Raw genomic sequence first — 21,639 nt, 5'->3', positions numbered from 1 at the left:
AGCGGCCATGACTGCCATAAAACCCATACTCAGTGCCATGCTCAGAAGCCGCAGCGCTCCTTTGTTGTTGCTGGCACAGATCATCTTGTCGATAGCCATAGTGGCCAATGCCGCCTTCATCATTCAGCAGCGCCTGGAGTTGATGGCCAGGCCCTCAGGCATTACCGAAACCGAATCCTTTGAATTTTCTGTGTTTAATTTTGGTGAGGATATGGATCTTCTCGCCAGGGATGAGCGGGATCTGCAAATTCTGCGCAACCTGCCGGGGATCAAGGCCGCCGCCCCCACCAATATGGTGCCCTTGAGTGGTTCGGGCTGGAGCGATCGCTTCGTCGATGGTCCGGATCCCGAAAATGCCAAGGCGCTGCCCCATTTTGCCTTTTATCTGAGCGATGAAGAGCTGGTAAACGCCCTTGGGCTTAAGCTGGTGGAGGGCCGTACCTTCCACAAGGGACAGATCCTCAGGCGTTTTGACGACAAGAGTGTCCAACGGGAGGTGATTCTCAGCCAGCATCTTGCCAAGGCCTTCTGGGGCGAGGAATCTCCCATAGGCAAGGTGGTGTATCAGGGCGATGATGAGCCCATTACCGTGGTCGGTGTGGTGGAACGCCTCCAGGGCGCCTGGGTGGACAATGACGGTCTGGACGACAGCGTCATCATGAACATCGACTTCAACGGTCGTTCCAATAATGCCAGCTACATTATCAGAGCCGAGGTGGCGGATATTCCGCAGCTCAAGGAAACTATCAAGGCGGCCTTGCTCAAGGATGAACCGCGCCGGGTGATCCGCGGCTTCAGCACCATAGCCGAAAACCGGGAGCAGAATTATGCCAACCACGCCATGATGGCCTTTGTACTGGGTTGCATGATAGTGCTGCTGTTGGTGATCACCGCCCTGGGCCTGTCCGGCATGGTGATGTTCAATATTGAGCGCCGCACCAAGCAGATAGGTACCCGCAGGGCCCTGGGGGCTAGCAAGGGCGCGATTCTGAGCTGGTTCCTGACCGAGAATTACCTGATCCTCGGCACGGGGGCCCTGGTGGGTGTGCTGCTGGCCTTTGAACTGGGGCGTCGCCTGATGAACTTCTTCAGCCTGCCGGCACTGGATTGGCGCTACCCCGCCATGACAGTGGCCCTGCTGTTTGTGGTGACCACTGTGGCGGTAATACTGCCGGCCCGCAAGGCCGCCAGGATCTCACCGGCCACAGCGACCCGCAGTGTCTGAGTGAGGCATTTAGACTGACCCGGGGCTCGCAATTGCGGGCCCCTTGGGTTAAGGTGTGCGCAAAGGATTTATTGCAAAAGAACAAAGTATTCAAATGGATAAGATTCTTATCGTCGATGACAACCTGGATGTGTGCCAGGCCCTGGCCCTGATGCTGGAGTTGAACGGCTACAAAAGCCATTTCTGCCTCAACCCCGAGGCGGCCCTCAAGGCCATGACAGAGCAGGACTTTGCCTTGGTGATCCAGGACATGAACTTCACCCGCGACACCACCAGCGGTGAGGAAGGCCGAGAGTTGTTCCATGCGCTCAGGGCCATACGGCCGGACATTCCCATTATCCTGCTGACCGCCTGGACCGAGTTGGAAATGGCGGTCACCCTGATGAAGGCCGGTGCCGCCGATTATCTCGGCAAGCCCTGGGATGATCACAAGCTGCTGACCAGCATTGCCAATCTGATTTCCCTGCACAAGCTGACCCTGGATAACCGCGAACTCAAGCGCCACCAGGCCGAACGCCAGTCCGTGTTCCGGGAAGCGGATCTCTGCGGTCTGGTGTTTGGCAGTGCCGCCATGGAGCGCTGCGTCGACCTGGCGTTGCAACTGGCCAAGTCCGATGTGTCAGTGCTGATCACCGGGCCCAATGGTGCCGGCAAGGATCGCCTGGCGGACATACTGCACGCCAACTCGCCGCTGCAAAACAAACCCTTTATCAAGGTCAACGTTGGTGCTTTGCCCATGGAGCTGATGGAGGCCGAGCTGTTCGGTGCCGAGGCCGGAGCTTTCACCGGTGCCACCAAGGCCCGCATCGGCCGCTTCGAGGCCGCTGACGGCGGTACCCTGTTTCTCGACGAGATTGGCAACCTGCCACTGTCCGGTCAGGTAAAACTGCTGCGGGTGTTGCAGACCGGCGAATTCGAGCGCCTCGGCAGCCACCAGACCCGCAAGTGCAAGGTCCGGGTCATCAGCGCCACCAACGCCGATCTGCGCCAGGACATTATCGATGGGCGTTTTCGTGAGGATCTCTTCTATCGCCTCAACGTGGTGGAGCTGAATCTGCCACCGCTGGCGGCCCGCAAGGACGACATACTGCCGCTGGTGGACCATTTCACCGGCAAGCGTGAACTGAGCGACGATGCCCGCCGGGCCCTGTTGGTCCATGACTGGCCTGGCAATGTGCGCGAGCTGGAAAATGCCTGCAAACGCGCCTCTATCCTCGGGCGGGGTGAGAGCCTCAGCGCGGCTGATTTTGGCCTCGGCAGTCTGGCCGCTGTCGCCAACAGCAATGAAGTGCCACAGCCATTGGCCAGAGGCGCTTCCCAATCCCAGGAGCCGCTGCGCGGTGAACCGGACAGGGATGAGATTGAAGCTGCTCTCGCCCAGCACAAGGGGGTCATTGCCAAGGTGGCCAAGTCCTTTGGACTCAGTCGCCAGGCCCTGTACCGGCGCATGGAAAAATTCGGTATCGACGGCAAAAAGCTCGACTGAGGAGGCGCCATGTTGAACGCGGTGGGCCTGAAAGGGCGCTTGCTCCTGTCACTGCTGTGTGGCTGGTTGCTGGGGATCGGCCTGACCCTGGGGCTGGAATCCTGGCTGGGACAGGGCTGGCAATGGGTTGGCCTGGGTGTGGGGATGCTGCTGTCACTGTGGTTTTCCGCGCTGCTTATCAGCCCCCTGGGGGATGCCCTCAAGGCCATGGAGCTGGGGCTGCTCAATCTTATCGACAATGACTTCAGCGTGTCGCTGCCTGTGGGGCGGGACAACGAGCTGGGGCGCCTGTCGGCCCTGTTCAATCAGGCCTCGGCGGCACTGCGGCGGGAACGTCAGCACATCTACCAGCGTGAACTGCTGCTCGACAAGGTGATCCAAAATTCCCCCAACCTGATGCTGCTGCTCGATGGCTCGGGACATATTATCTATGCCAATGATGCCGCCCGGCATCAATTCAATCAGGGCAAGCCATTGAATGGTATGCTGTTCTCTGAGTTGCTGCAGCAGCAAAGGGACGATATCTGCGCCATGCTGCAATCGCCCACCGATGGTCTGTTCAGCCTGGGTGAAGCGGGTTCAGATGCCGAAACCTGGCACCTGAGCCGCGGCCAGTTCAACCTTAACGGCGAGCAACACCAGTTGCTGCTGCTCAAGCAAATGACCCGCGAGCTGAGTCGTCAGGAAGTGGCGGTGTGGAAGAAGGTGATCCGGGTCATCAGCCATGAACTCAACAACTCCTTGGCGCCCATCTCCTCCATGGTCAATTCCGGCCGCATGCTGGCGGGCCAATTGGCCGAGCCACGGCTCAATATCATCTTCGACACCATAGACAAGCGCACCCGCCACCTGAGCGAGTTTATCGAGGGCTACGCCCGCTTTGCCCGCCTGCCCAGGCCCATCAAGGCGCAGGTGGATCTCGCCCAGCTGTGCCGGGAATTGAGGTTGCAGTGCCAATTCAACATAGAGGGCGAGTTGCCGGACTTGCCTCTGTGGGCCGACGAGGTGCAACTGGAGCAGGTGCTGCTTAATCTGCTGAAAAATGCCACCGAGTCGGGTTCAGACCCCGGGGATATCGCCATCCATGCCAGGCGCGCCAGACTGGGTGGTCAGGGGATGGCCGACGAAGTGGGGCTGGAAATTGAGGTGTTGGATCGGGGGCCGGGCATGTCACCTGAGGTGCTGTCCCAGGCGCTGCTGCCCTTCTATTCCACCAAGCAGCAGGGCACAGGTCTCGGCCTGGCCCTGTGCCGGGAAATCATTGAGGCCCACGATGGGCGCATCAGTTTGCAAAACCGCGAGGGCGGCGGCCTGAGCGTGCGACTGTTCCTTCCTTCTGCGGGTGCCTGAGCATCCAGCTGCGTCACAGCGCCAGTGCCCGCCAGAACAGGCGGAAGCTGGCCTCCCTGTGGCCATGGTCCTGGCCAAGCGCGGGATGATCGAGGAAAAAGCGGGTCGCGGCCAGATACTGGCCGTGGCAGTTTTCCAGCATCAAGGCCAGCGGCAGTTCGGCCACCAACCCCAGCCTTTGGCCCTCGGCTATCATAGCGCCGATAAAGCCCAGTATCTCCTGCATCGCCTGTTCCCTCAGTGCCAGCGGAATTTCCACCGACAAAGAGAACTGCTGGAAAAACTGCTGCTTGTCCGGGTGCTCCAGGGCCCAGTCTATGGCCCCCAGCCACAGGCGCCGCGCCTGCTGCTCCAGCGGCCCATCGGGGGAGGCCATGGCCTGGATTGCTGCGGCAAACTCCTGTTTCACCGTCAGGAACAGGGTCTGTAACAGGGCTTCCTTGTTCGGGAAATGATGGAACAGGGTGCCGGTGGCGACCCCGGCCGCCTTGGCTATGCTGGCGGTGGAAGTGCCGTGAAAGCCCTGAGCATTGAACAGCATCAGGGCCGCGTCCAATATCTGCTGCCGCTTGTCTTTAATGTCCATACTCAATCACCTCAGCGCTGGAACCAAGCCAGCAATAACCTTTGCAAGGCCTTGCCATAGGGGGGATGCACCAGTTTGCCGGTATGCAGCCGCCCGCTTTTCAGCACTGTGCGGGCATGGCTGAAGCTGCGAAAGCCTTCCTCGCCGTGGTAGTGACCCATGCCGGAGGTGCCTATGCCGCCAAACGGCGCATCGTCCGCCGCCACGTGCAGCACGGTTTCGTTGATACACACCCCACCCGAGTGGGTCTCTTCAAGCACCCGCTGCTGTACCTTGGTGTCGAAACTCATTAGATACAGGGCCAGCGGCCGCGGCCGGGCGCGGATGAAGTCCAGCGCCTCATCCAGGCTGTCATAGGGCAGCAGGGGCAAGAGGGGACCGAAGATCTCCTCCTGCATTACCAGCATCTCGTCGGTTACCCCCAGCAGTAACTGGGTGGCCAGCTTGCGCTGTGCATCCAGTGGCCCTTCGCCGGAGGCGCTGACAACCTCGGCGCCCTTGGCCTCGGCATCGTCCAGCAGATCCAACAACCGTTGCCATTGGCGCTCGTTGATGATGGCGCTGTAGTCGGCATTATCCGCCACCTTGCCATAGAGGGCGGCAAACTTCTTCTGAAAGGCCGCGACAAATTCCGGCACCCTGGCCCGGGGCAGCAGTACATAGTCAGGCGCGACACAAATTTGTCCGGCGTTGAGACACTTGCCGTAGATCAGCCGTTCCACCGCCGCCGTCATGTCCATGTCAGGGGCCACCAGCACCGGCGACTTGCCACCCAGCTCCAAAGTCACAGGGGTCAGGTTGGCGGCAGCGGCTTTCATCACGTGGCGGCCGACGGCGGTGGAGCCGGTAAACAGCAGATGATCGAAGGGCAGGGCTGAGAAGGCCGCCGCCTGTGCCGCTTCGCCTTCCACCACACACACCTGCTCTTCGTCAAAGGCGCTGCCCAGCAGCGCTTTAAGCACCTTGTTGGTGGCAGGGGTGAACTCCGACAGCTTGAGCATCACCCTGTTACCGGCCGCCAGGGCCGTCACCAGGGGCCCCAGGGACAGCACGATAGGGAAGTTCCAGGGCACTATGATGCCAATCACCCCCTTGGGCTGGTAATGAACCCTGACCTTGGCCGGCGCCAGCAGCAGGCCGGCGTGGCGGCGGTTGGGTTTCATCCAGCCCTTGAGCCTGGCGAGGCTGTAATTGAGCAGGTTGAAGGTGGGCAGTATGTCGGCAATCTGCGAGTCATGACTGCTGCGGTGGCCATAGTCCAGGCTCAGGGCGTCAACCAGTTGCTGCTGGTGCTGCTTGAGCGCACTTTTAAGTGCCAGCAGCGCCTGACGTCGCTGCTCGTAATCAGGGTAAGGTGCGGCATCAAATGCCTTTCGTTGCGCCTTGAACAGCAACTCCATGGCTTTGATTTTCGCCACTGCCGGGGTCGCCGCTGGCGTGGGGCTGGTTTGCTGCGGGCTGGTTGGTAATGGTTGGGCGCTGGGCATCTGGCTTTCCTTGACTTGTCCTGATAGCGGCACTGTTTAAATTTAGCCGACTGATTGGTCGGTCTAGTATGGCGCCGGTGTGAAAAATAAGCAACAGCACGGGGAAATGTGAAGCGGATCATGGGGCGGGCCAACCCCGGCGACTACACTCAAAAGAGGGCCACAGAGGGAGATAGGCGATGAAAGTCACAAGACACGGGATCAGCATAGGGGTCGAGCGCCATGGCGATGACGACTTCTTTGTGGTGATGAAGGTGGTGGGTAAGTTAACCCACGAGGATTATGAGCAGATGGTGCCCGTGCTGGAGGCCGCCATTGCCGGAGTCAAGGATCCTGATCTGTACGTGATCCTCGACGCCACCGAGCTGGAGGGCTGGGAACCCAGGGCTCTGTGGGATGATTTCAAGTTTGGCCTGCGCCATGGCCGTCACTTTGAAAAAATTGCCATAGTGGGCGAGCCCGGTTGGCAGGAATGGCTGGCACGTATAGGTAACTGGTTCACCGCCGGTGAGGTGAAGTTCTTTGTCGACTACCAGGACGGCGTCGACTGGCTAGGGGACTAGGGCTTGTTGACGTCTCAGGGTTATTTTTGCAGCAACCAGGCCGGTTTTTATGCAAGGCGGTGCGAGTGCAGTGTAGTTATTCTACATAAACGAGCACTAACGCTGCAGAAAGACCGGCCAGGCGCTGCCCTTCGGGTTCGTCTGGCGGCGCCCTGCACTTTGTCACTCGTCGCTTATTTAGAATAGCTAAACCTCGCTCCTCGTTTCGCGTTCAGAACGCCGCCAGAGCGAACAAAATTTAATCTCGAAACGTCAACAAGCCCTAGGAGGTAATCATGCGTGGCAAAGACATTCTCTGGCCGACGGATTTTTCCGACACTGCCTCACACGCACTGCGTTACGCGGTGGAGATGGCCAATCTTTACAAAGTGGGCATTCGTATTCTGCACGTGGTGCCAAGGCCCATGGGCGATGAAAATTTTATGATTTTGGCCATCACCCCGGACGAACTGGCCAAAAGCATGGAAGAGGCCGCTGCGGCCAAGATGAAGGCCTTGCTGGCCGGGCTGCACACAGAGCTCAAGATAGACACCCGCATCCGTCAGGGAGATGCCATAGAAGAAATCGTTGCCGAGGCCAACAGTGGCGAGGTGGGCATGGTGGTCATCGCCAGCCATGGTTACACCGGCTTTGCCCACTTCCTGCATGAAAATGTGGCCGAGGCCGTTGCCAACCAGGCCCATTGTCCAGTGCTGGTGGTCAAATAGCCCTGCTGGTTAAGTCACAGCCAAAACAGTGAAAGCCGGGCCCGGCATGGTCCGGCCTTTTTGTTCTCGGTTGCCTGAGTGCAATGCTTTATTTTTCTTGGAATTTTATATAGATTGGCTGCTTTAGGGACTATTATCCAAAGCGCTTTTCAAAGGACATGCCATGAAATCTTCTGCCATTCTGCTCAAACCCGCTCCACTGATGCTGGCCCTGCTGCTCAGTGCCTGCGGTTCAACCCAGAAAACCACAACTCAGGCCGAGACCAATGCGCCCAAGGCTGAAGTGAGTCAAAATGCTCAGTCTGCGCCAAAGCCACCAGCGGCACCAGCGGCACCAGCGGCTCCAGCCGCCCCGGCTCAGGCCGAGCAGGGGGTTATCTATGTGCTTAACGACATCCCCTATAACCCGGACAGCACCATAGATGAAAAGGTGGAAAACGAGTGTGTGCAACTGGGTCGCCAGTTCAGCGACTCAGTGGTGAAGTACGCCAAGGGCCAGAAGCTCAAGGTCAAGCGGGTCGAGAGCTTGCCGGAAGAAGGTGCTGTGGTGAAACTGACCATAGACCACGTATTCAGCGAGGGCCATGCCGGTGTGCCCTTTAATGGCCATCAAAAGTCGGTGACAGTGACGGCCCACTATTGGCTCAATGGCCAGGAAGTGGACAGCAAGGAGTTCAGCCGTAACTCCACCGGTGGCTTCTGGGGCGGTTTCAAGGGCTCCTGCTCTGTGCTGCAACACACGGTCAATACCCTGGGCAATGACGTGGCCAAGTGGCTTAAGACCCAGGCCTGAACAGCAGTTGCAATGGAAATAAAAAAGGCTGCCTATGGCAGCCTTTTTATTTTCCGAAGCCGGTTTATTAAGCTGTTTGCAGCTGCGCCTGCTGACTGCGCTGCATCCCCAGCAACCACTTGCCGTAGATGAAGATCCCCACAGCGGAAATGGTGCCTATGGCACCGATTATGTACCAGGCAAAACCTATGTTGTGGGCCTGGTAAAGGGTTTGGGTCAGCACTTCCGGGGTCTGGCCGGTAAATTCCACCAGGCGATGGAAGGCCTCGCCCTGGGGAATGGCGCTCAGCTCATCGCTGCCCATGCCCTGTTCCGCCAGCATCAGGCGGGAGAAACGCTCCTTGGAGGCAAAAATCTCGTACAGTTTGGGACCGAAATAGCCCTCCAGACCCCAGCCAATGCCCTGGGGCAGCATCACAAAACCCAGGTACATGGCCTTTTTGCCTTCGGGGGCGATATTGCTCATGAACTCGTTCTTCTTGGGGCTGATCATCATCTCGCCCAGCGAAAACAGGGCGATGGCCAGCACTATCATCCAGGCGGCATGGAAGGCGCCAATCAGCACAAAGGCCAGAATCGACAGCAAACAACCGGCCAGCATGGCGCTGGTGATGCGGTATTTGGCGGTCAGGGCGGCCACCAGGAAGCAGCTGGTCATGATCATCCCGGCGTTCAGGTTCAGCATGCCTTCGGGCATCACCTTGGTGCCGGCGTTGTCGAGCCCGAGCCAGAATTGCAGTATGCCATTGCTGGTGCCTTCGGGGCCGAACAGGCCGTTGACTATCACGCTGGTGTCGACCCATTCGGCAATGTGAATGGGCAGCACATCAAACAGTGAGTTGTACAAAAACCAGAAGGCCGCGAACACCAGCATGTAGTAGATGACCACGGGCTTTTTCAGTTCGTTCCAGGCGTCCTTCCACAGCAGGTCCTGCTTGAGTTCACCGGAGCGGATTTTGCGCTTGCGCTCCAGGCGCGCTTCCTTGCCGGGTTCCCTGTAGGTCATTAAAAACAGCAGGTTGAGGGAGATAATCGCGGCGCAGGCGTAAAACACATTGTCCCAGGACAGCTGGCGCATGTGCACCGCCACCAGGGGGCCGAGGAAGCCGCCTATGTTGACCACCTGATAGAAAATCCCCCAGGCCATGGAGCTGTTGCTGCGGTTGGTGGACAGGGCCAATGTGCCCTGAATGCCGGGCTTGAATATGCCTGTGCCCGTGGCCAGCAACATGGCACCAATCAGGAAGCCCCAGAAGTTGGGCATCCAGGCCATGCACAAATAACCGCTGATCTTCACCAGAGTGGAGGCAAAAATGGTTTCCTTGTAGCCGATGCGGTCGGATATACCGCCGGAAAACACCGGGATAAAGGTTTGCAGCAGGGCCCAGACCGAGATGATAACCCCGTAATCGCTGAGGCTGATCCCCAGTCCCCCCTGGGAGGCAGGTGCCTTGGCATATAAACCGGCACTGGCCTTGACGCCGTAGTAGGCGATACGCTCCACCAGCTCCATACCGCCCACCAGCCAGAACACATAACTGAGGCTGGCGATGGAGGCCCACATGCCCAGCTGCTTGACTTCGGTCAGGTCATTGCCCGAATGATGATTGGATTGATTCATAGTCGTTCCATATTGTGAATGGGATGCCATAGGCATCCTTGAGTCTCCCCCGTCCCCCACGCACGCGGGCCAAAGGCCACACTTTACCTGCTTTGTCACCAAAGACCAAAAATTAAGGCCACCAGGCTGGTGGCAGCAGCTTGGGTTGAGCCAAACCATTGGCATGCCTCGAACTCTGTTTCTTGGCTGAACATTGCATTCATGTCGGAGTGGAACACCCACTATTGGCACTGCCGCACCAGTGACCATCGGCGACATGGACGTCGCCGGTGAGCCTCCAGGGAAGGATTCACGGCGTGTTACTGGGGTGGCAGTGCGAAAGCGCACCGCAGGTGATTGAGTACACCAGAAGGTGGCAGCGCCTGAGTTGCTTAAAAGAAGCTGCTTTTCAAGCAGCAGAAGGTCGTGGGTCTCCAACCCACACCCGGGCAAGGGGCTTTGCTCATCTGCGAACAACTTCCATGTTTAACGGCCAGCTCGCCATCCGTGGCTCGCGCTCATAGCGCTCTTACGAGCTTCGCCCTTGCAACCCAAAGGGCGGTAGCGGCCACGTCTGTGGCAAAAACGCAAAAAGTTTTGCGTTTTTAGCGAGAGCCGAAGCGCTCTGCGCGCCACGCGGGATGCCCCCAGCCGAAGCCGAAAACCCCTCGGCCTCTTGAGCTTGGTCTTGCTACAGCTTCGGACTCGCGTCCTGCTCGACCGAAGCAGCCTCGGTATCCCTACCTCGGCTACGCGCCCAAGCTCATCGTCCTCGGCGGCTTCGAAGGGGAACGGTGCAAGGTTCTGGCTGAGGTGGAAATTTAGAGGTGATTAATAGTTGTACGCACCAACTGATGGTCACACATTGGCGCCATAAACGGCGCCAAAAAAAAGGCCACCTTGGGGAGGTGGCCTTAGGTAAGCGTTAATGCAATCTGACGCTATCAGGATTGCAGGACTTCTTCCTGTTCACCGTCCTGATAGATACACACCCGATTGCGGCCGCCGTGTTTGGCGTCGTACATGGCGCGGTCGGCATTTTGCATCAGCACGGCGAGATCATAGCCTGAGCTGTTGGAGCTGCTGACGCCAAAGCTGGCGCTGAGGTTGAAGTCGTGACCGCTGCTGCTGGTGTCGACCTCGGTGAGGGCGCGGCGCAGGGATTCGGCCAACTGGGAGGCGTTGTCCTCGCTGCATTCCGACAGCACAAAGCAGAATTCCTCACCACCGATGCGGCCTATGACCTCGTGTTCGCGGCAGGTCTCGCGGCAAACCCGGGCGACCGTCTGCAGTGCCCAGTCACCGGTGGCATGGCCAAGGGTGTCGTTGATGCGTTTGAACTTGTCCACGTCCAGCAGTATGCAGCTCACCGGGGCGCCCAGCACCTGGGCATAGGATACGGCGGCCTGGGCCACCTGGGTAAAGTGGCCGCGACTGAACAGGCCCGTGAGGCTGTCATATTCCGCCAGTTGCCTAAGCCGTTTTTGGCTCTGCCAGGAATGCCAGCCCCAGCTGCCAAGGCCCAGGGCGGCGCAAAACAGTACGGCGATCAGCAGGCGGTTGTTAAAGGCCTCGGCCTGGTCCAGCTGTTGCTGTACCTTGAGCAGCTTGTTCTGCTCATCGAGCAGGGCGATCTTGTTTCTCTGCTCTATGCTCTGATGTTCGGCAATCTGAAATGCCAGAGTCTTGGTCTTGATTTCATCCAAATTGGCCTTGTCGGCTTCGGCATACTTGATATAAGCCTCCAATGCTTTTGTACTATCGCCCTTGGACAGGTAATAGTCATAGAGGACTTTTTGCGAGCGGATTTCGGCTTCCAAAGCGTTGAGTGTGGATGGCGAAATAGAAAGTGCATAGGCTGTGTTGAAAGCTTTTTCTCGCTCTCCCAGCTCCCAATAGGCCTTTGCCTGCAAACTTTGGAAACTAGCCGTTATTGGGGCATATTTGGCTGAAGATATTAGATCGACATTTTCATCCAATAATGCTTTCGCTCTGTTAATTTGATTTTGGTTTTCCAACAGATATTGCACATAAAGTCTGACGATAATAGCTTGTAATACCTTTTCATCAGCGGATTCACAGAGGTTAATTCCGCTTTGATACGAATTTGTTAGTTCATCAATCGGGCGTTCAAGATGTAATAAAGCTTCAAATCTAAGCTGTTCGGCAGCGCACTGATTTCTAGGGTCTTTGAAATCGCTTTTGAGTCGAGTGCTGTATTCCAATCCCAGAGCATATTGACCCAATTGGTTATAAAAAACTCCGGCTATGCCAATAGCCAAAGCTTGTAAATTGTTGCTTTCTACAGAGGGGAAAAGAATTAATGCTTGGTTAAGGGCCAGAAGACCTTCATTCCAACGCCTTTGAATGGCATAGGCATTGATTAGTGTGAGTAAAGAGCGAAACTGAATTTCTTGGTTGACAGCGCTTTTGGATAATCTTTCTTGTGTTACAAGTGCTGTCGCAAAATCTCCCTTGAAAATAAGCTCATAGGCCTCAAGGTATTCAAGATAATCCTGCTCAGTTTGATTCATTTCTTTTTTATGCAGCGCCAAGTCCCGCAATTTTAAACTGAATGCTTCTGGGGCGCTGGAACGAATTTTATCAGCTGCTTTTAGTTCAGCATTCCAGTCTGCAGCTAATGCAAAATTGCAGATTGCCTGGAATATCCAGGCAATCAACACAAACCGGTACTTTCTAAGCACAGGCAGAGATCTCTTCTTTGGCTGGGGTGTCGCCTTGTTCATTTTCACCCTGATCGTCTTCATCCTCTGCCGGAAGCAAAGCGCAAACAATCTCGGGGGCCACATCCAGCTCGGCCTTCAGGGCTTCAATGTCTTTGGCCTCGATCATGGCGATAATGTGCACCGGCAGCTTGGCCAGGGCTTCCTGGGTTTGCAGTGAGGCATCGCTGCCGAGTGTTACCAAAAATTGAATGGCTTGGTTCATGGTCTCTTCCTTTCCTTTTTTGCTGAGAAGGGTAACACTTTTGCCGTGTCACCCGTGGTTTTTCCTTCGCTGCGCGCCTTGGCCAGAGCCTCAAGTTTAGCGCGCATTTCGTTGTTGGGTTTCAGCCTGCTCAATGGCGGCAGCACCAGGGTCGTGTGCAGCTCAAGCTTGGCCAGGGGCAGATCTTTCAGCGGCAATCGCTCGATACGCCCCGATTGCAGCGGCATGGTGGGCGCCTCGTACAAAATGCACTCGTGCTCAAGCGGGTAGTCCCGGGCCAGCAGGTCCACCAATAACTGACGCTCGGCGCGGCCGGTAGGGCGTATACCCAGTTTCAGGTCTCCAGCCAGGGCGGGTTGCCACAGCACCAGCAGTGCAGTGGGGTCAATTCGCCTGTGATAAAGCATCAGCTGGGTGGTCTCGAAGTGCTGACAGCCCACCTTGCCGGGGTCCAGTCCCAGGTCCGCATAGAGGCAGTCTTCCGAGCTGATGCCGGGCAACATTTTGGCCTCGAATCCTTCGCTCTTGGCCAGGGCCACAGCCTCGTGGGGCGATTTGGCAAAGATACCTGGATGGCCATAAAAGGCGCCGACTACCTTTTTGCCCTGGCGAACTTCTGCCAACATGACTTCCACCATCTCGCGGTAGGTGATGTTGCGCGACTTGCCCTCACCATAGAGGGATTGCAGGCTGCGCACATCCTTGTTCAGCTCCTTGAGCCAGAGCTCGACAAAGCCGTCGGAGACGCCGGAGAACACCACATCGGCCTGTTCTATATGGCTGCGGGCTATGGGGCTTAAGTGGGCGCCGAGCATCATACCGACGCCGACACAGGTAAGGCTGCCTTGCACTTGGGTCATGTTATCTTGTTGTAGTGAATTGTATCGAAAGTTATCAGCATTTAGATGTATTTGAAACTCTTAATTGGCTAATCGAGGGTATAGAAAGCACTGCTGCCAACCTTCTTTGTCGGCCAGCGGCTGCGGCTCGGTAAACCTCAGTTTGCGGGTAATACGTTTGGTGGCCAGATTGCCGGCCATAAATTCCGCCCTGATATGTACCAGTCCCATGATATTAAATCCATGTTCCGCCAGTAAGACCACGGCCTCATCGGCAATGAGTTTTCCCTGGGCATGGCGGCTGAGCATGATGCCGATGTCCGCCCCCAAGGACTTACCCAGTGCAGAAAAGGAAATAATGCCAAGCGCCTGTGGCTCATGCTGGAGGAAAATGGTCCAGCACTTGGTATCGGAACCTTCAGTTCTGCTGACCTTCAAGGTCTTGGCAAAGGCTCTTTTTGCCCTGTCCTCGCCAAAACTGGCACCTATGTTGGCCATGATGTTATCCGAGCAGAACAGCTCCATAAACAAGGTTTCGTCAGTGTCATCCATGGGCCTGAGGCAGAGCCTGGTTGAGGTCAAAGTACTCATGGTGTCACCTTGGGCTTGGCAAAGCGCACCTGGCCATATTCACCCTTATCGCGTTGGAACAGCACAAAGTAGGCGCTCAGCAGCGGCAAGCCCAGAATGCTTTGGGCGGGCCAGTTTGGCAGTTGGCCCATCAGTTTAAACACGGCACGACCGGGGGCGGGGCTGTTCAGCTGCCAGTAGCAGTGGGGCGGGCATTCTAAAGTGGCTTTTTGTGCGCTATCGCTTGGGCCGCAGGCGCTTTGTGCGTTATCGCTGCTGACGCAGCTATCACTTGGGCCGCAGGCGCCCTCTTGATCGCTCTCTTGATCGCTCACGCTATCGCTCACGCGGGCGCTTTCGCTGTCGACGCCCTCAAAATGAAATTGCAGTGTCGGCCATAGGTCTAGGTCGAGCTGCTGCATGTCTATGCCCTCGGCCTGGGCTTGCTTTATCTGTGTCATGTCGCCGAGAAAAGGCTCCAGCAGCGCTTCGGCATTGGGCACGGTCTGCTTGAAACCGGCAATGACTTCGTCGAAGGCCTGGGCCGGCAGCGCCAGCAGGGAAGCGCCTGTGTCGAGTATGGCGTTGCTGGAGCCGCGGCTGAGCCCCGCTTCTACTGCGCTCGGTACGCTGATGGCCTCGAACCCGGACACCGGCTTGCCGTGCAATACCAGGCTGAGCCCCAGCAGATTGACGTTGTAATACCTGTCGTGGACCAGTTTGAGGTCGGTGAAGTCGCCCTCGAAGTGCCGGCTCAGGCGCTCATCTCCACCAAGGATAAGCCAGCCCTGATTGAGTGGGTCCAGGGCCAGTTGCTCGCGGCTCAAGTCGGTCTTTGCATAGTGAATGCTTGAGCGGCGGGCGATAAAGGCGAAGCGATTGCTCACCACGCCCTGCTGCTCCATCTGGGTAAAGGCGGTGGGAACATCCTGCTCCGGCATGCCGGTCAGCAGCTGTTTGAAGTCATTCAGCTCGCTCTGAAAGAGCGGATGACCGCTCTCAGGAAAAGGCCAGGGAAAGGTGAGCCTGGGATCGGCACCGTGCTCTGTCAGGTACGACTCCATGTTATAGCCACGGTTGAGGCTGTGATAGGCCATGCCCCAGATACCGTCACAGTCGAGGAAGCTGTGCTCGGCTTCGGCATGCACCAGGGCCAGCGGCATGGCCTCAAGCCCGGCGTCAAGGGCCTCAAAGCGGGTATGGACAACCGGTCCCAGCCAACCGCCCTGACCGTAGCAAACCTCCTGGGCCAGCGTGGTGGCGCTTAAGTTTTTGTCGTCCTTGGGTTGATAGCGGTTCTCGTGCACCACCAGGGTCGAGCTGCCCGTGTCTATGATGAGATTCACCTTGTCCTGCTGACTGCCAAGGCGCACGGCGGCGCTGTAGCCGCCCTCAGCCAGCACATTGGTCAGCGGCAGGGCAAGCACCCGGGCGTGGGTCTGTGCAGGCTGCTCGGAAGAAGCACTATTGTTTTGAAGCGTGTCCGTCATGCCATACTGCCAATGTCTTATTATCGACTGGTTATCTATTTGAATAAGAAACCGTTATTGCAAAGCTTACCCCGGGTGTCAAGCTATTCGGCGCTGGTCGCGCCAGTACCCCGGTCATGGGCTTAGCAGGCTGGTGAAACTATCGCCAAAAAGGAGAGTTGTGCGGTAAAGCTAAACGGGGAAAAGCTAAGCGGTGAAAAAGCAAAGCAGTAAGAAAGCTAAGCAGTAAGAAAGCAAAGCAGTAAGAAAGCAAAGCTTAATGCTGTTCAAAATCCAATCCCAGCCAAATGAGGCTATTTGAAATGTGTGCCCTGGGCACAAACGAATTAGCCGTCTGTTCGCAGGTCGCGAATCATATAGCAGAACCTCTAAAGTACCTGATGGAATTGAAGCTGTAACTGTCATGACTCCAGTACTTGAGCCATTTTTTGATGGGTACTAACCCGATTGCGGCCATCTTGTTTGGCCTGATACATGGCGCGATCGGCATTTTGCATCAGTGCTTGAAGCCGATAGCCCGAAACTGCCGAACTGCTGACCCCAAAGCTGGCGCTGAGGTTGAATTCGTGGCCGCTGCTGCCTGTGTCTATCTCTGCAAGGGCCCGGCGCAGGGACTCGGCCAGTTGGGCGGCATTGTCCTCGCTGCACTCTGGCAGCAAGAAACAGATTTCCTCGCCACCGATGCGGCCTATGACATCGTGTTCACGGCAGGTGTCGCGGCAAACCCGGGCAACTGTCTGCAGCGCCCAGTCGCCAATGGCATGGCCTTGCGTATCGTTGATGCGCTTGAATTGGTCCACGTCGAGCATGATACAGCTGATTGGCGTTCCCAGCGTTTGGGCATAGGATACCGCTGCCCGGGCCACCTGGATAAAGTGGCCGCGACTGAGCAGGCCTGTGAGGCTGTCATACTCGGCCAATCGGCGCAGACGTCGCTGATTCTGCCAGGAATGCCAGCCCCAAGCGCCGAGGCCCAGCGCAGCGCAAAAGAGCAAGGCTATCAACAGGTGATTGTTGAAGGTTTCTGTCCTGGCAAGATGCTGCTGCACCCGCAGCAGCCTGTTCTGCTGATCCAGCAGCTTGAGTTTGTTCTGCTGCTCCAGGCTTTGATGCCGCGCCAACTGAAAGGCCAGGGTCTTGGTTGTGACTTCATCCAGAGAAGCCTTGTCGGCCGCTGCATATTTGACATAGGAGTTCAGGGCTTGGGCGCTGTCGCCTTGCTTGAGGTAGTAGTCATACAGTACTTTCAGGGCCAGGGTCTGGGCTTCAATGGTGTTGGCGTATGAGGCGTCATTGACGACACCCTGTGCCAGAACAAAGGCCTGCTCCGCTTCGCCAAGTTGCCAATGCGCCGTGGCCAACAGGCTTTGAAAGATGGCGATGATGGGCGCATAGTGGCCTTCCTTCACTTCCTCAAAATTATCTTCCAGCAGCTTTCTAGCCGCCTGCGGTTGCGCCTTGGTTTCCAGTAAGTGTTTGGCGTAATTGTGTGTTATCACGGTCTTTAAGACCTTTTCTCCTGCCGCATAGCATGTACGGGCGGCCTGTTGATATTGTTGCCGGTAATCCTCGCTTGGCTCCAGCATGATGAGGGATTCAAATCTTAACTGGGCTGCTATGCATTGATTGCGTTTATCTTTAGAGACGTTCGCCAACTGGGCGCTGTATTCCAGACCCAGGTCATATTGACCAAGCTGGTTGTAAAATATACCCGCGACCCCTAAGCCAGACTCCTTTAGCTGTTCATCTTTGATGGAGGGCAATAGCGTCAGGGCATTATCTAAGGCCGCGAGTCCTTCATTCCAGCGATGCTGTATGGCATAGACGTTAATAAGGGAAAGTTGGGATCGAAATTTAATCTCTGTATTGACTGAGTTTTTAGCCAGTTTTTCATATATGGCCAGGGCCGTTGGAAAGTCGCCCTTGAAGATCAGTTCGTAGGCTTGCAGGTGCTCAAAGTAGTCCTGTTCGATAGGGGAAAGCAGCTCTTTATGGGCGCGGATGTCACTCAGTTGCCTGCTGAATTCTTTGGGATCGCTGGAGCGGATCTTATCGGCAGTCTTGAGTCGTGACTGCCAATCTTCGGCCACGGCAAGATTGCCGCCACACTGGAGTATCCAGATGAGCAACAAGAACAACAGCTTGGGCAAAGGCCTCAACTTCAATCAGGTGGTCTCCCAATTTGTTCTCTTCTGCGACCGGAATGAACAGACAAAATACACAGGACATTGTTTTAAGCGCAGCCAGGACAATCTTGGTAATGCCCAGCTGGTTAATCAGAGTGGTATGGCTGCCTGCGTCAATGGCGTGGCGGTCTGCACAGTTGGGACTGGCTTTTTATAATTATTATAAGTTCAACGCCATAATCTTGGGGTAAACAATTGCTGCGAGCAATTGATGTTGGCAAGCAAGTTGATTCAATCAAGAGTCAGACGAACCCAAAACTGCACATCATTCTTTATAGGATTTCAACGGGGCAGAAAACAAGAAACCAGCCCTGGGGCTGGTTTCTTTTCGGGACGAGTTGCAACTAAGGCCTGATTACTGAATCAGGCTTCCAGCTTGGCCAGTTCAACCTTCTGCTCGGCCAGCTTGTCCATATCGCGCTTGAGATCGGCGGCCTTGGCGCGCTCTTTCTCAATCACTTCGGCAGGGGCCTTGGCCACAAAGCCTTCATTGGACAGCTTACCTTCGATACGGGCCACTTCGCCGGACAGTTTCTCCAGCTGCTTGTCGATACGGGCCATTTCGGCGGCCACGTCGATAAGACCGGCCATGGGGATCAGCAGCTCCATTTCACCAATCAGCTGAGTGGTGGCCATGGGGGCGGCTTCGCCATCGGCCAGTATGGTCATGCTTTCCAGCTTGGCAAGCGTCCCGAAGAAGGCCTGGTTGGCTTCGATGCGGGCCTTGTCTTCGCTGCTCACGCCGCGCAGCAGTGCCGCCAGCGGCTTGCTTGGAGCTATGTTGAGTTCGGCGCGGATGTTACGCACGGCCACAATCACCTGCTTGACCCACTCCAGATCATTCATGGCCTTGGCATCCACCTTGGCGGCATCGAACTCGGGGAAGGACATCAGCATCAATGTCTCACCTTCAACGCCTGCCAGCGGCTTGACGCGATCCCAGATGGTTTCGGTGATGTACGGCATCATGGGGTGCATCAGGCGCAGCAGTTGCTCCAGTACAGTCACCAGGGTGTGACGGGTGCCGCGCTGCTCGGCCTCGGAGCCGTTTTGCAGTACTGGCTTGGTCAGTTCCAGATACCAGTCACAGAACTGGTTCCAGGTGAACTCGTACAGGGTGTTGGCGGCAAGGTCAAAGCGGTAGGCATTGATATGCTCGTCGAAGCTCTTGACGGTTTCCTGGAACTTGCCGATCACCCAGCGGTCGGCCAGGGACAGTTTCATTTCGCCACCCGGCTTTCCGTTTGGAGAATTGGGGCCACAATCCTGCTCTTCGGTGTTCATCAGCACGTAGCGGGAGGCGTTCCACAGCTTGTTACAGAAGCTGCGGTAGCCGTCGAGGCGCTTCATGTCCCAGTTTATGTCACGGCCGGTAGAGGCCATGGCCGCCAGGGTAAAGCGCAGCGCGTCTGTGCCGTGTGGCTCTATACCGTTTTCGAACTCCTTGCGGGTGCTCTTTTCAATCTTGGCGGCGAGCTGGGGCTGCATCAGGTTGCCGGTACGCTTTTGAACCAGAGATTCAAGGTCGATACCGTCGATCATATCCAGCGGGTCCAGCACGTTACCCTTGGACTTGGACATCTTGTTGCCCTGCTCGTCGCGGATAAGACCGGTCACGTACACCGTCTTGAACGGCACTTGCGGCTTACCGTCTTCGTCTTTAACGAAGTACATGGTCATCATGATCATCCGGGCAACCCAGAAGAAGATGATGTCAAAGCCGGTCACCAGCACGTCTGTGGGGTGGAAGGTCTTGAGCTCTGGCGTTTGTTCCGGCCAACCCAGGGTAGAGAAAGTCCACAGGGCGGAGGAGAACCAGGTGTCGAGCACGTCGTCATCCTGGCGCAGTTTCACGTCGGCGCCGAGGTTATGGTTCTGGCGCACTTCGTCTTCGCTGCGACCCACGTACACCTTACCGGCCTCGTCGTACCAGGCGGGAATGCGGTGACCCCACCAGAGCTGACGGGAGATACACCAGTCCTGAATGTCGCGCATCCAGGAGAAGTACATGTTTTCGTACTGCTGGGGCACGAACTTGATGTCACCGTTTTCCACCGCTTCGATGGCGGGCTTGGCCAACTTCTGTACCGCCACATACCACTGGTCGGTCAACAGCGGCTCGATCACCACCCCTGAGCGGTCGCCGTAGGGCACCTTGAGGGCGTGTGGGTCGATTTTTTCCAAGAGGCCCAGGGTTTCAAATTCGGCCACCACGGCATCGCGGGCCTTGAAGCGGTCCAGACCGGCATAACGCTCGGGCAGGGTAGCGTCCAGCTCGCTATTGTGGCTGCCATCGCTGTTCAGCACTTCGGCCACGGCGCGGATGGCCGCGTCTATGGTGAGAATGTTGAACATGGGCAGGTTGTGACGCTTGCCCACTTCGTAGTCGTTGAAGTCGTGTGCCGGGGTGATCTTCACGCAGCCGGTACCGAATTCCTTGTCGACGTATTCATCGGCAATGATGGGGATACGGCGGTTAACGATCGGCAGTATGATTTCTTTGCCAATCAGGGAGGCGTAACGCTCGTCTTCCGGGTGCACGGCCACGGCACTGTCGCCGAGCATGGTCTCGGGGCGGGTGGTGGCCACCACCAGGTAGTCTTTGCCATCGGCGGTCAGCTCAGTGCCGGCCAGCGGATAGCGGAAGTGCCACATGTGGCCCGCTTTTTCCTTGTTTTCCACTTCCAGATCGGAAATGGCGGTGTGAAGCTTGGGATCCCAGTTCACCAGGCGCTTGCCGCGGTAAATCAGCTCATCCTTGTACAGGCGCACGAACACTTCCTGCACCGCGGCCGACAGGCCTTCGTCCATGGTGAAACGTTCGCGGTCCCAGTCCACCGAGGCGCCCATGCGGCGCAGCTGGCTGGTGATGGTGCCGCCGGACTGACCTTTCCACTCCCATACCTTGTCCATAAAGGCGTCGCGGCCCAGGTCGTGGCGACTCTTGCCTTCTTCGGCTTCCAGCTTGCGCTCAACCAGCATCTGGGTGGCGATACCCGCGTGATCCGTGCCCACCTGCCAGAGGGTGTTCTTGCCCTTCATGCGCTGATAGCGGATCAGGGTGTCCATGATGGTGTCCTGGAAGGCGTGACCCATGTGCAGGCTGCCGGTGACGTTCGGCGGCGGGATCATGATGCAATAGTTGCCTTGGGACTCGTCACCGTGTGGCTTGAAGTAACCTTTCTCTTCCCAAACGCGGTAGAGGGCCTGTTCTATGGACTGCGGATTGTATGTTTTTTCCATGGGAGCTTAATTTCTCAAACTAAATTAAGGGGTTGTGTCGCCAGATCCTGGGTGGACAGGGCTATGCCCAGATCCCGGTACGCCTTGTAGCGTGCCCGGGCCAGGGCCTTGGTGGCCTCGTCACCGGCGACAAAGTCGATAATGTGGCCAAAGTTTACCGCAAAAGCGGGGATCTTTTCTGCAAGATTAATCAGTATGCCGCGGTGTTTGCCCGGACCCAGGCGATCGGCACCGATTTCCACCGGCGCGCCGCCCTGGGGACCTTCGCCCTTGAGGTTGTGGGGCACGAAGGCATCGGGCTCAAATTGCCACAGCAGCTCGTCGATGGCGAAGCTCTGGGCCTCGTCCCGGCAATGTATGTACACCCACTGGCCCTGGCGGTAATGCTGCTCCGCCAATTGGCAGGCCAGGCGATCCCGTGCTGCCATCGCCTCATCGGCCGGGCCATTGTCCGGCAGCAGATAAAACAGGGCTTGGGTCATGGTGGGCATAGTCCTTGGCTTGGCGTCTTTTGTTAGTGCCTTTTGGGCAACCGGGCATAAAGAGGGGATTCTACCCAAGAAAC

18 protein-coding genes are annotated in these 21,639 nt (G+C 56.9%); 7 read left to right on the top strand and 11 right to left on the bottom strand.

The genetic code is table 11. The annotated features are described in order from the left end of the window. The first annotated feature begins 7 nt into the window (after nucleotides 1-7). The 3 genes from JYB85_RS14270 to JYB85_RS14260 all read left to right on the top strand — a co-directional run bounded on the left by JYB85_RS14270 (nucleotide 8) and on the right by JYB85_RS14260 (nucleotide 4,061). Entirely contained in the window at nucleotides 8-1,225 is a 1,218-nt protein-coding gene (locus JYB85_RS14270; RefSeq protein ID WP_207379818.1) for an ABC transporter permease, read from the top strand. A 94-nt stretch (nucleotides 1,226-1,319) separates the two neighbouring features. Continuing rightward, entirely contained in the window at nucleotides 1,320-2,711 is a 1,392-nt protein-coding gene (locus JYB85_RS14265) for a sigma-54-dependent transcriptional regulator (RefSeq protein ID WP_207379817.1), read from the top strand. Between the two features lie 9 nt (nucleotides 2,712-2,720). Then, the gene (locus JYB85_RS14260) at nucleotides 2,721-4,061 is read left to right on the top strand and encodes a sensor histidine kinase (protein ID WP_207379816.1); all 1,341 of its coding nucleotides are present in this window, start codon (nucleotides 2,721-2,723) and stop codon (nucleotides 4,059-4,061) included. A gap of 13 nt (nucleotides 4,062-4,074) precedes the next feature. Here the strand turns inward: JYB85_RS14260 and JYB85_RS14255 are convergent, their stop codons facing one another. Together JYB85_RS14255 and JYB85_RS14250 are read right to left on the bottom strand one after the other, a co-directional pair. Next, nucleotides 4,075-4,647: a TetR/AcrR family transcriptional regulator gene (locus JYB85_RS14255; protein WP_207379815.1), complete on the bottom strand. Its 573-nt coding sequence runs from the start codon at nucleotides 4,645-4,647 to the stop codon at nucleotides 4,075-4,077. Nucleotides 4,648-4,658: 11 nt separating this feature from the next. Beyond that, nucleotides 4,659-6,047: a coniferyl aldehyde dehydrogenase gene (locus JYB85_RS14250; RefSeq protein WP_407695899.1), complete on the bottom strand. Its 1,389-nt coding sequence runs from the start codon at nucleotides 6,045-6,047 to the stop codon at nucleotides 4,659-4,661. Between the two features lie 266 nt (nucleotides 6,048-6,313). Here JYB85_RS14250 and JYB85_RS14245 point away from each other — a divergent pair, with 266 nt between their 5' ends. The 3 genes from JYB85_RS14245 (at nucleotide 6,314) to JYB85_RS14235 (ending at nucleotide 8,197) form a co-directional block, all read left to right on the top strand. Further along, entirely contained in the window at nucleotides 6,314-6,697 is a 384-nt protein-coding gene (locus JYB85_RS14245; protein WP_207379813.1) for a SpoIIAA family protein, read from the top strand. 275 nt (nucleotides 6,698-6,972) lie between these two features. Beyond that, nucleotides 6,973-7,404, top strand: coding sequence for a universal stress protein (locus JYB85_RS14240; protein WP_207320614.1), 432 nt, complete (start codon nucleotides 6,973-6,975; stop codon nucleotides 7,402-7,404). Between the two features lie 163 nt (nucleotides 7,405-7,567). Beyond that, on the top strand, nucleotides 7,568-8,197 hold the full coding sequence (locus JYB85_RS14235) for a hypothetical protein (protein WP_207379812.1): 630 nt from the start codon (nucleotides 7,568-7,570) through the stop codon (nucleotides 8,195-8,197). Between the two features lie 67 nt (nucleotides 8,198-8,264). On the opposite strand, the gene JYB85_RS14230 is transcribed toward JYB85_RS14235, so the two are convergent. From JYB85_RS14230 to JYB85_RS14195, 7 genes are all read right to left on the bottom strand, one after another. Continuing rightward, entirely contained in the window at nucleotides 8,265-9,818 is a 1,554-nt protein-coding gene (locus JYB85_RS14230; protein ID WP_207379811.1) for an MFS transporter, read from the bottom strand. Between the two features lie 923 nt (nucleotides 9,819-10,741). Beyond that, nucleotides 10,742-12,481, bottom strand: a complete 1,740-nt coding sequence (locus JYB85_RS14225) for a GGDEF domain-containing protein (RefSeq protein ID WP_228730118.1) — start codon at nucleotides 12,479-12,481, stop codon at nucleotides 10,742-10,744. Nucleotides 12,482-12,494: 13 nt separating this feature from the next. After that, entirely contained in the window at nucleotides 12,495-12,746 is a 252-nt protein-coding gene (locus tag JYB85_RS14220; protein ID WP_207379809.1) for a hypothetical protein, read from the bottom strand. Beyond that, the gene (locus JYB85_RS14215; RefSeq protein ID WP_207379808.1) at nucleotides 12,743-13,606 is read right to left on the bottom strand and encodes an SAM-dependent methyltransferase; all 864 of its coding nucleotides are present in this window, start codon (nucleotides 13,604-13,606) and stop codon (nucleotides 12,743-12,745) included. The genes JYB85_RS14220 and JYB85_RS14215 overlap by 4 nt, the downstream gene beginning before the upstream one ends. 60 nt (nucleotides 13,607-13,666) lie before the next feature. After that, nucleotides 13,667-14,176, bottom strand: a complete 510-nt coding sequence (locus JYB85_RS14210) for a GNAT family N-acetyltransferase (RefSeq protein WP_207379807.1) — start codon at nucleotides 14,174-14,176, stop codon at nucleotides 13,667-13,669. After that, nucleotides 14,173-15,645, bottom strand: a complete 1,473-nt coding sequence (locus JYB85_RS14200; RefSeq protein WP_228730117.1) for a pepsin-like aspartic protease — start codon at nucleotides 15,643-15,645, stop codon at nucleotides 14,173-14,175. The genes JYB85_RS14210 and JYB85_RS14200 overlap by 4 nt, the downstream gene beginning before the upstream one ends. A 401-nt stretch (nucleotides 15,646-16,046) precedes the next feature. Next, a complete protein-coding gene (locus JYB85_RS14195) occupies nucleotides 16,047-17,777 on the bottom strand; it encodes a GGDEF domain-containing protein (RefSeq protein WP_228730116.1) in 1,731 nt (576 codons plus the stop codon). On the opposite strand from JYB85_RS14195, the gene JYB85_RS14190 reads away from it, so the two are divergent. Next, nucleotides 17,767-17,988 carry a hypothetical protein gene (locus JYB85_RS14190; RefSeq protein ID WP_207323299.1) on the top strand — a complete coding sequence of 74 codons (222 nt, stop codon included), beginning with the start codon at nucleotides 17,767-17,769 and terminating at the stop codon, nucleotides 17,986-17,988. The two genes, JYB85_RS14195 and JYB85_RS14190, sit on opposite strands and share 11 nt — an antisense overlap. 206 nt (nucleotides 17,989-18,194) lie before the next feature. On the opposite strand, the gene JYB85_RS14185 is transcribed toward JYB85_RS14190, so the two are convergent. Both JYB85_RS14185 and JYB85_RS14180 read right to left on the bottom strand, forming a co-directional pair. Then, a complete protein-coding gene (locus tag JYB85_RS14185; protein WP_207379806.1) occupies nucleotides 18,195-21,074 on the bottom strand; it encodes a valine--tRNA ligase in 2,880 nt (959 codons plus the stop codon). 14 nt (nucleotides 21,075-21,088) lie between these two features. Beyond that, nucleotides 21,089-21,556 (bottom strand): DNA polymerase III subunit chi, encoded by a 468-nt coding sequence (locus tag JYB85_RS14180; RefSeq protein WP_207379805.1) that lies wholly within the window; start codon nucleotides 21,554-21,556, stop codon nucleotides 21,089-21,091. Nucleotides 21,557-21,639: the final 83 nt, after the last annotated feature.

The sequence above is a fragment of the Shewanella sedimentimangrovi genome (assembly GCF_017354965.1).
GTDB lineage: Bacteria > Pseudomonadota > Gammaproteobacteria > Enterobacterales > Shewanellaceae > Shewanella > Shewanella cyperi.
Note: the sequence above shows the minus strand (reverse complement) of the source record. Positions and strands in the feature narration are given on the sequence as shown.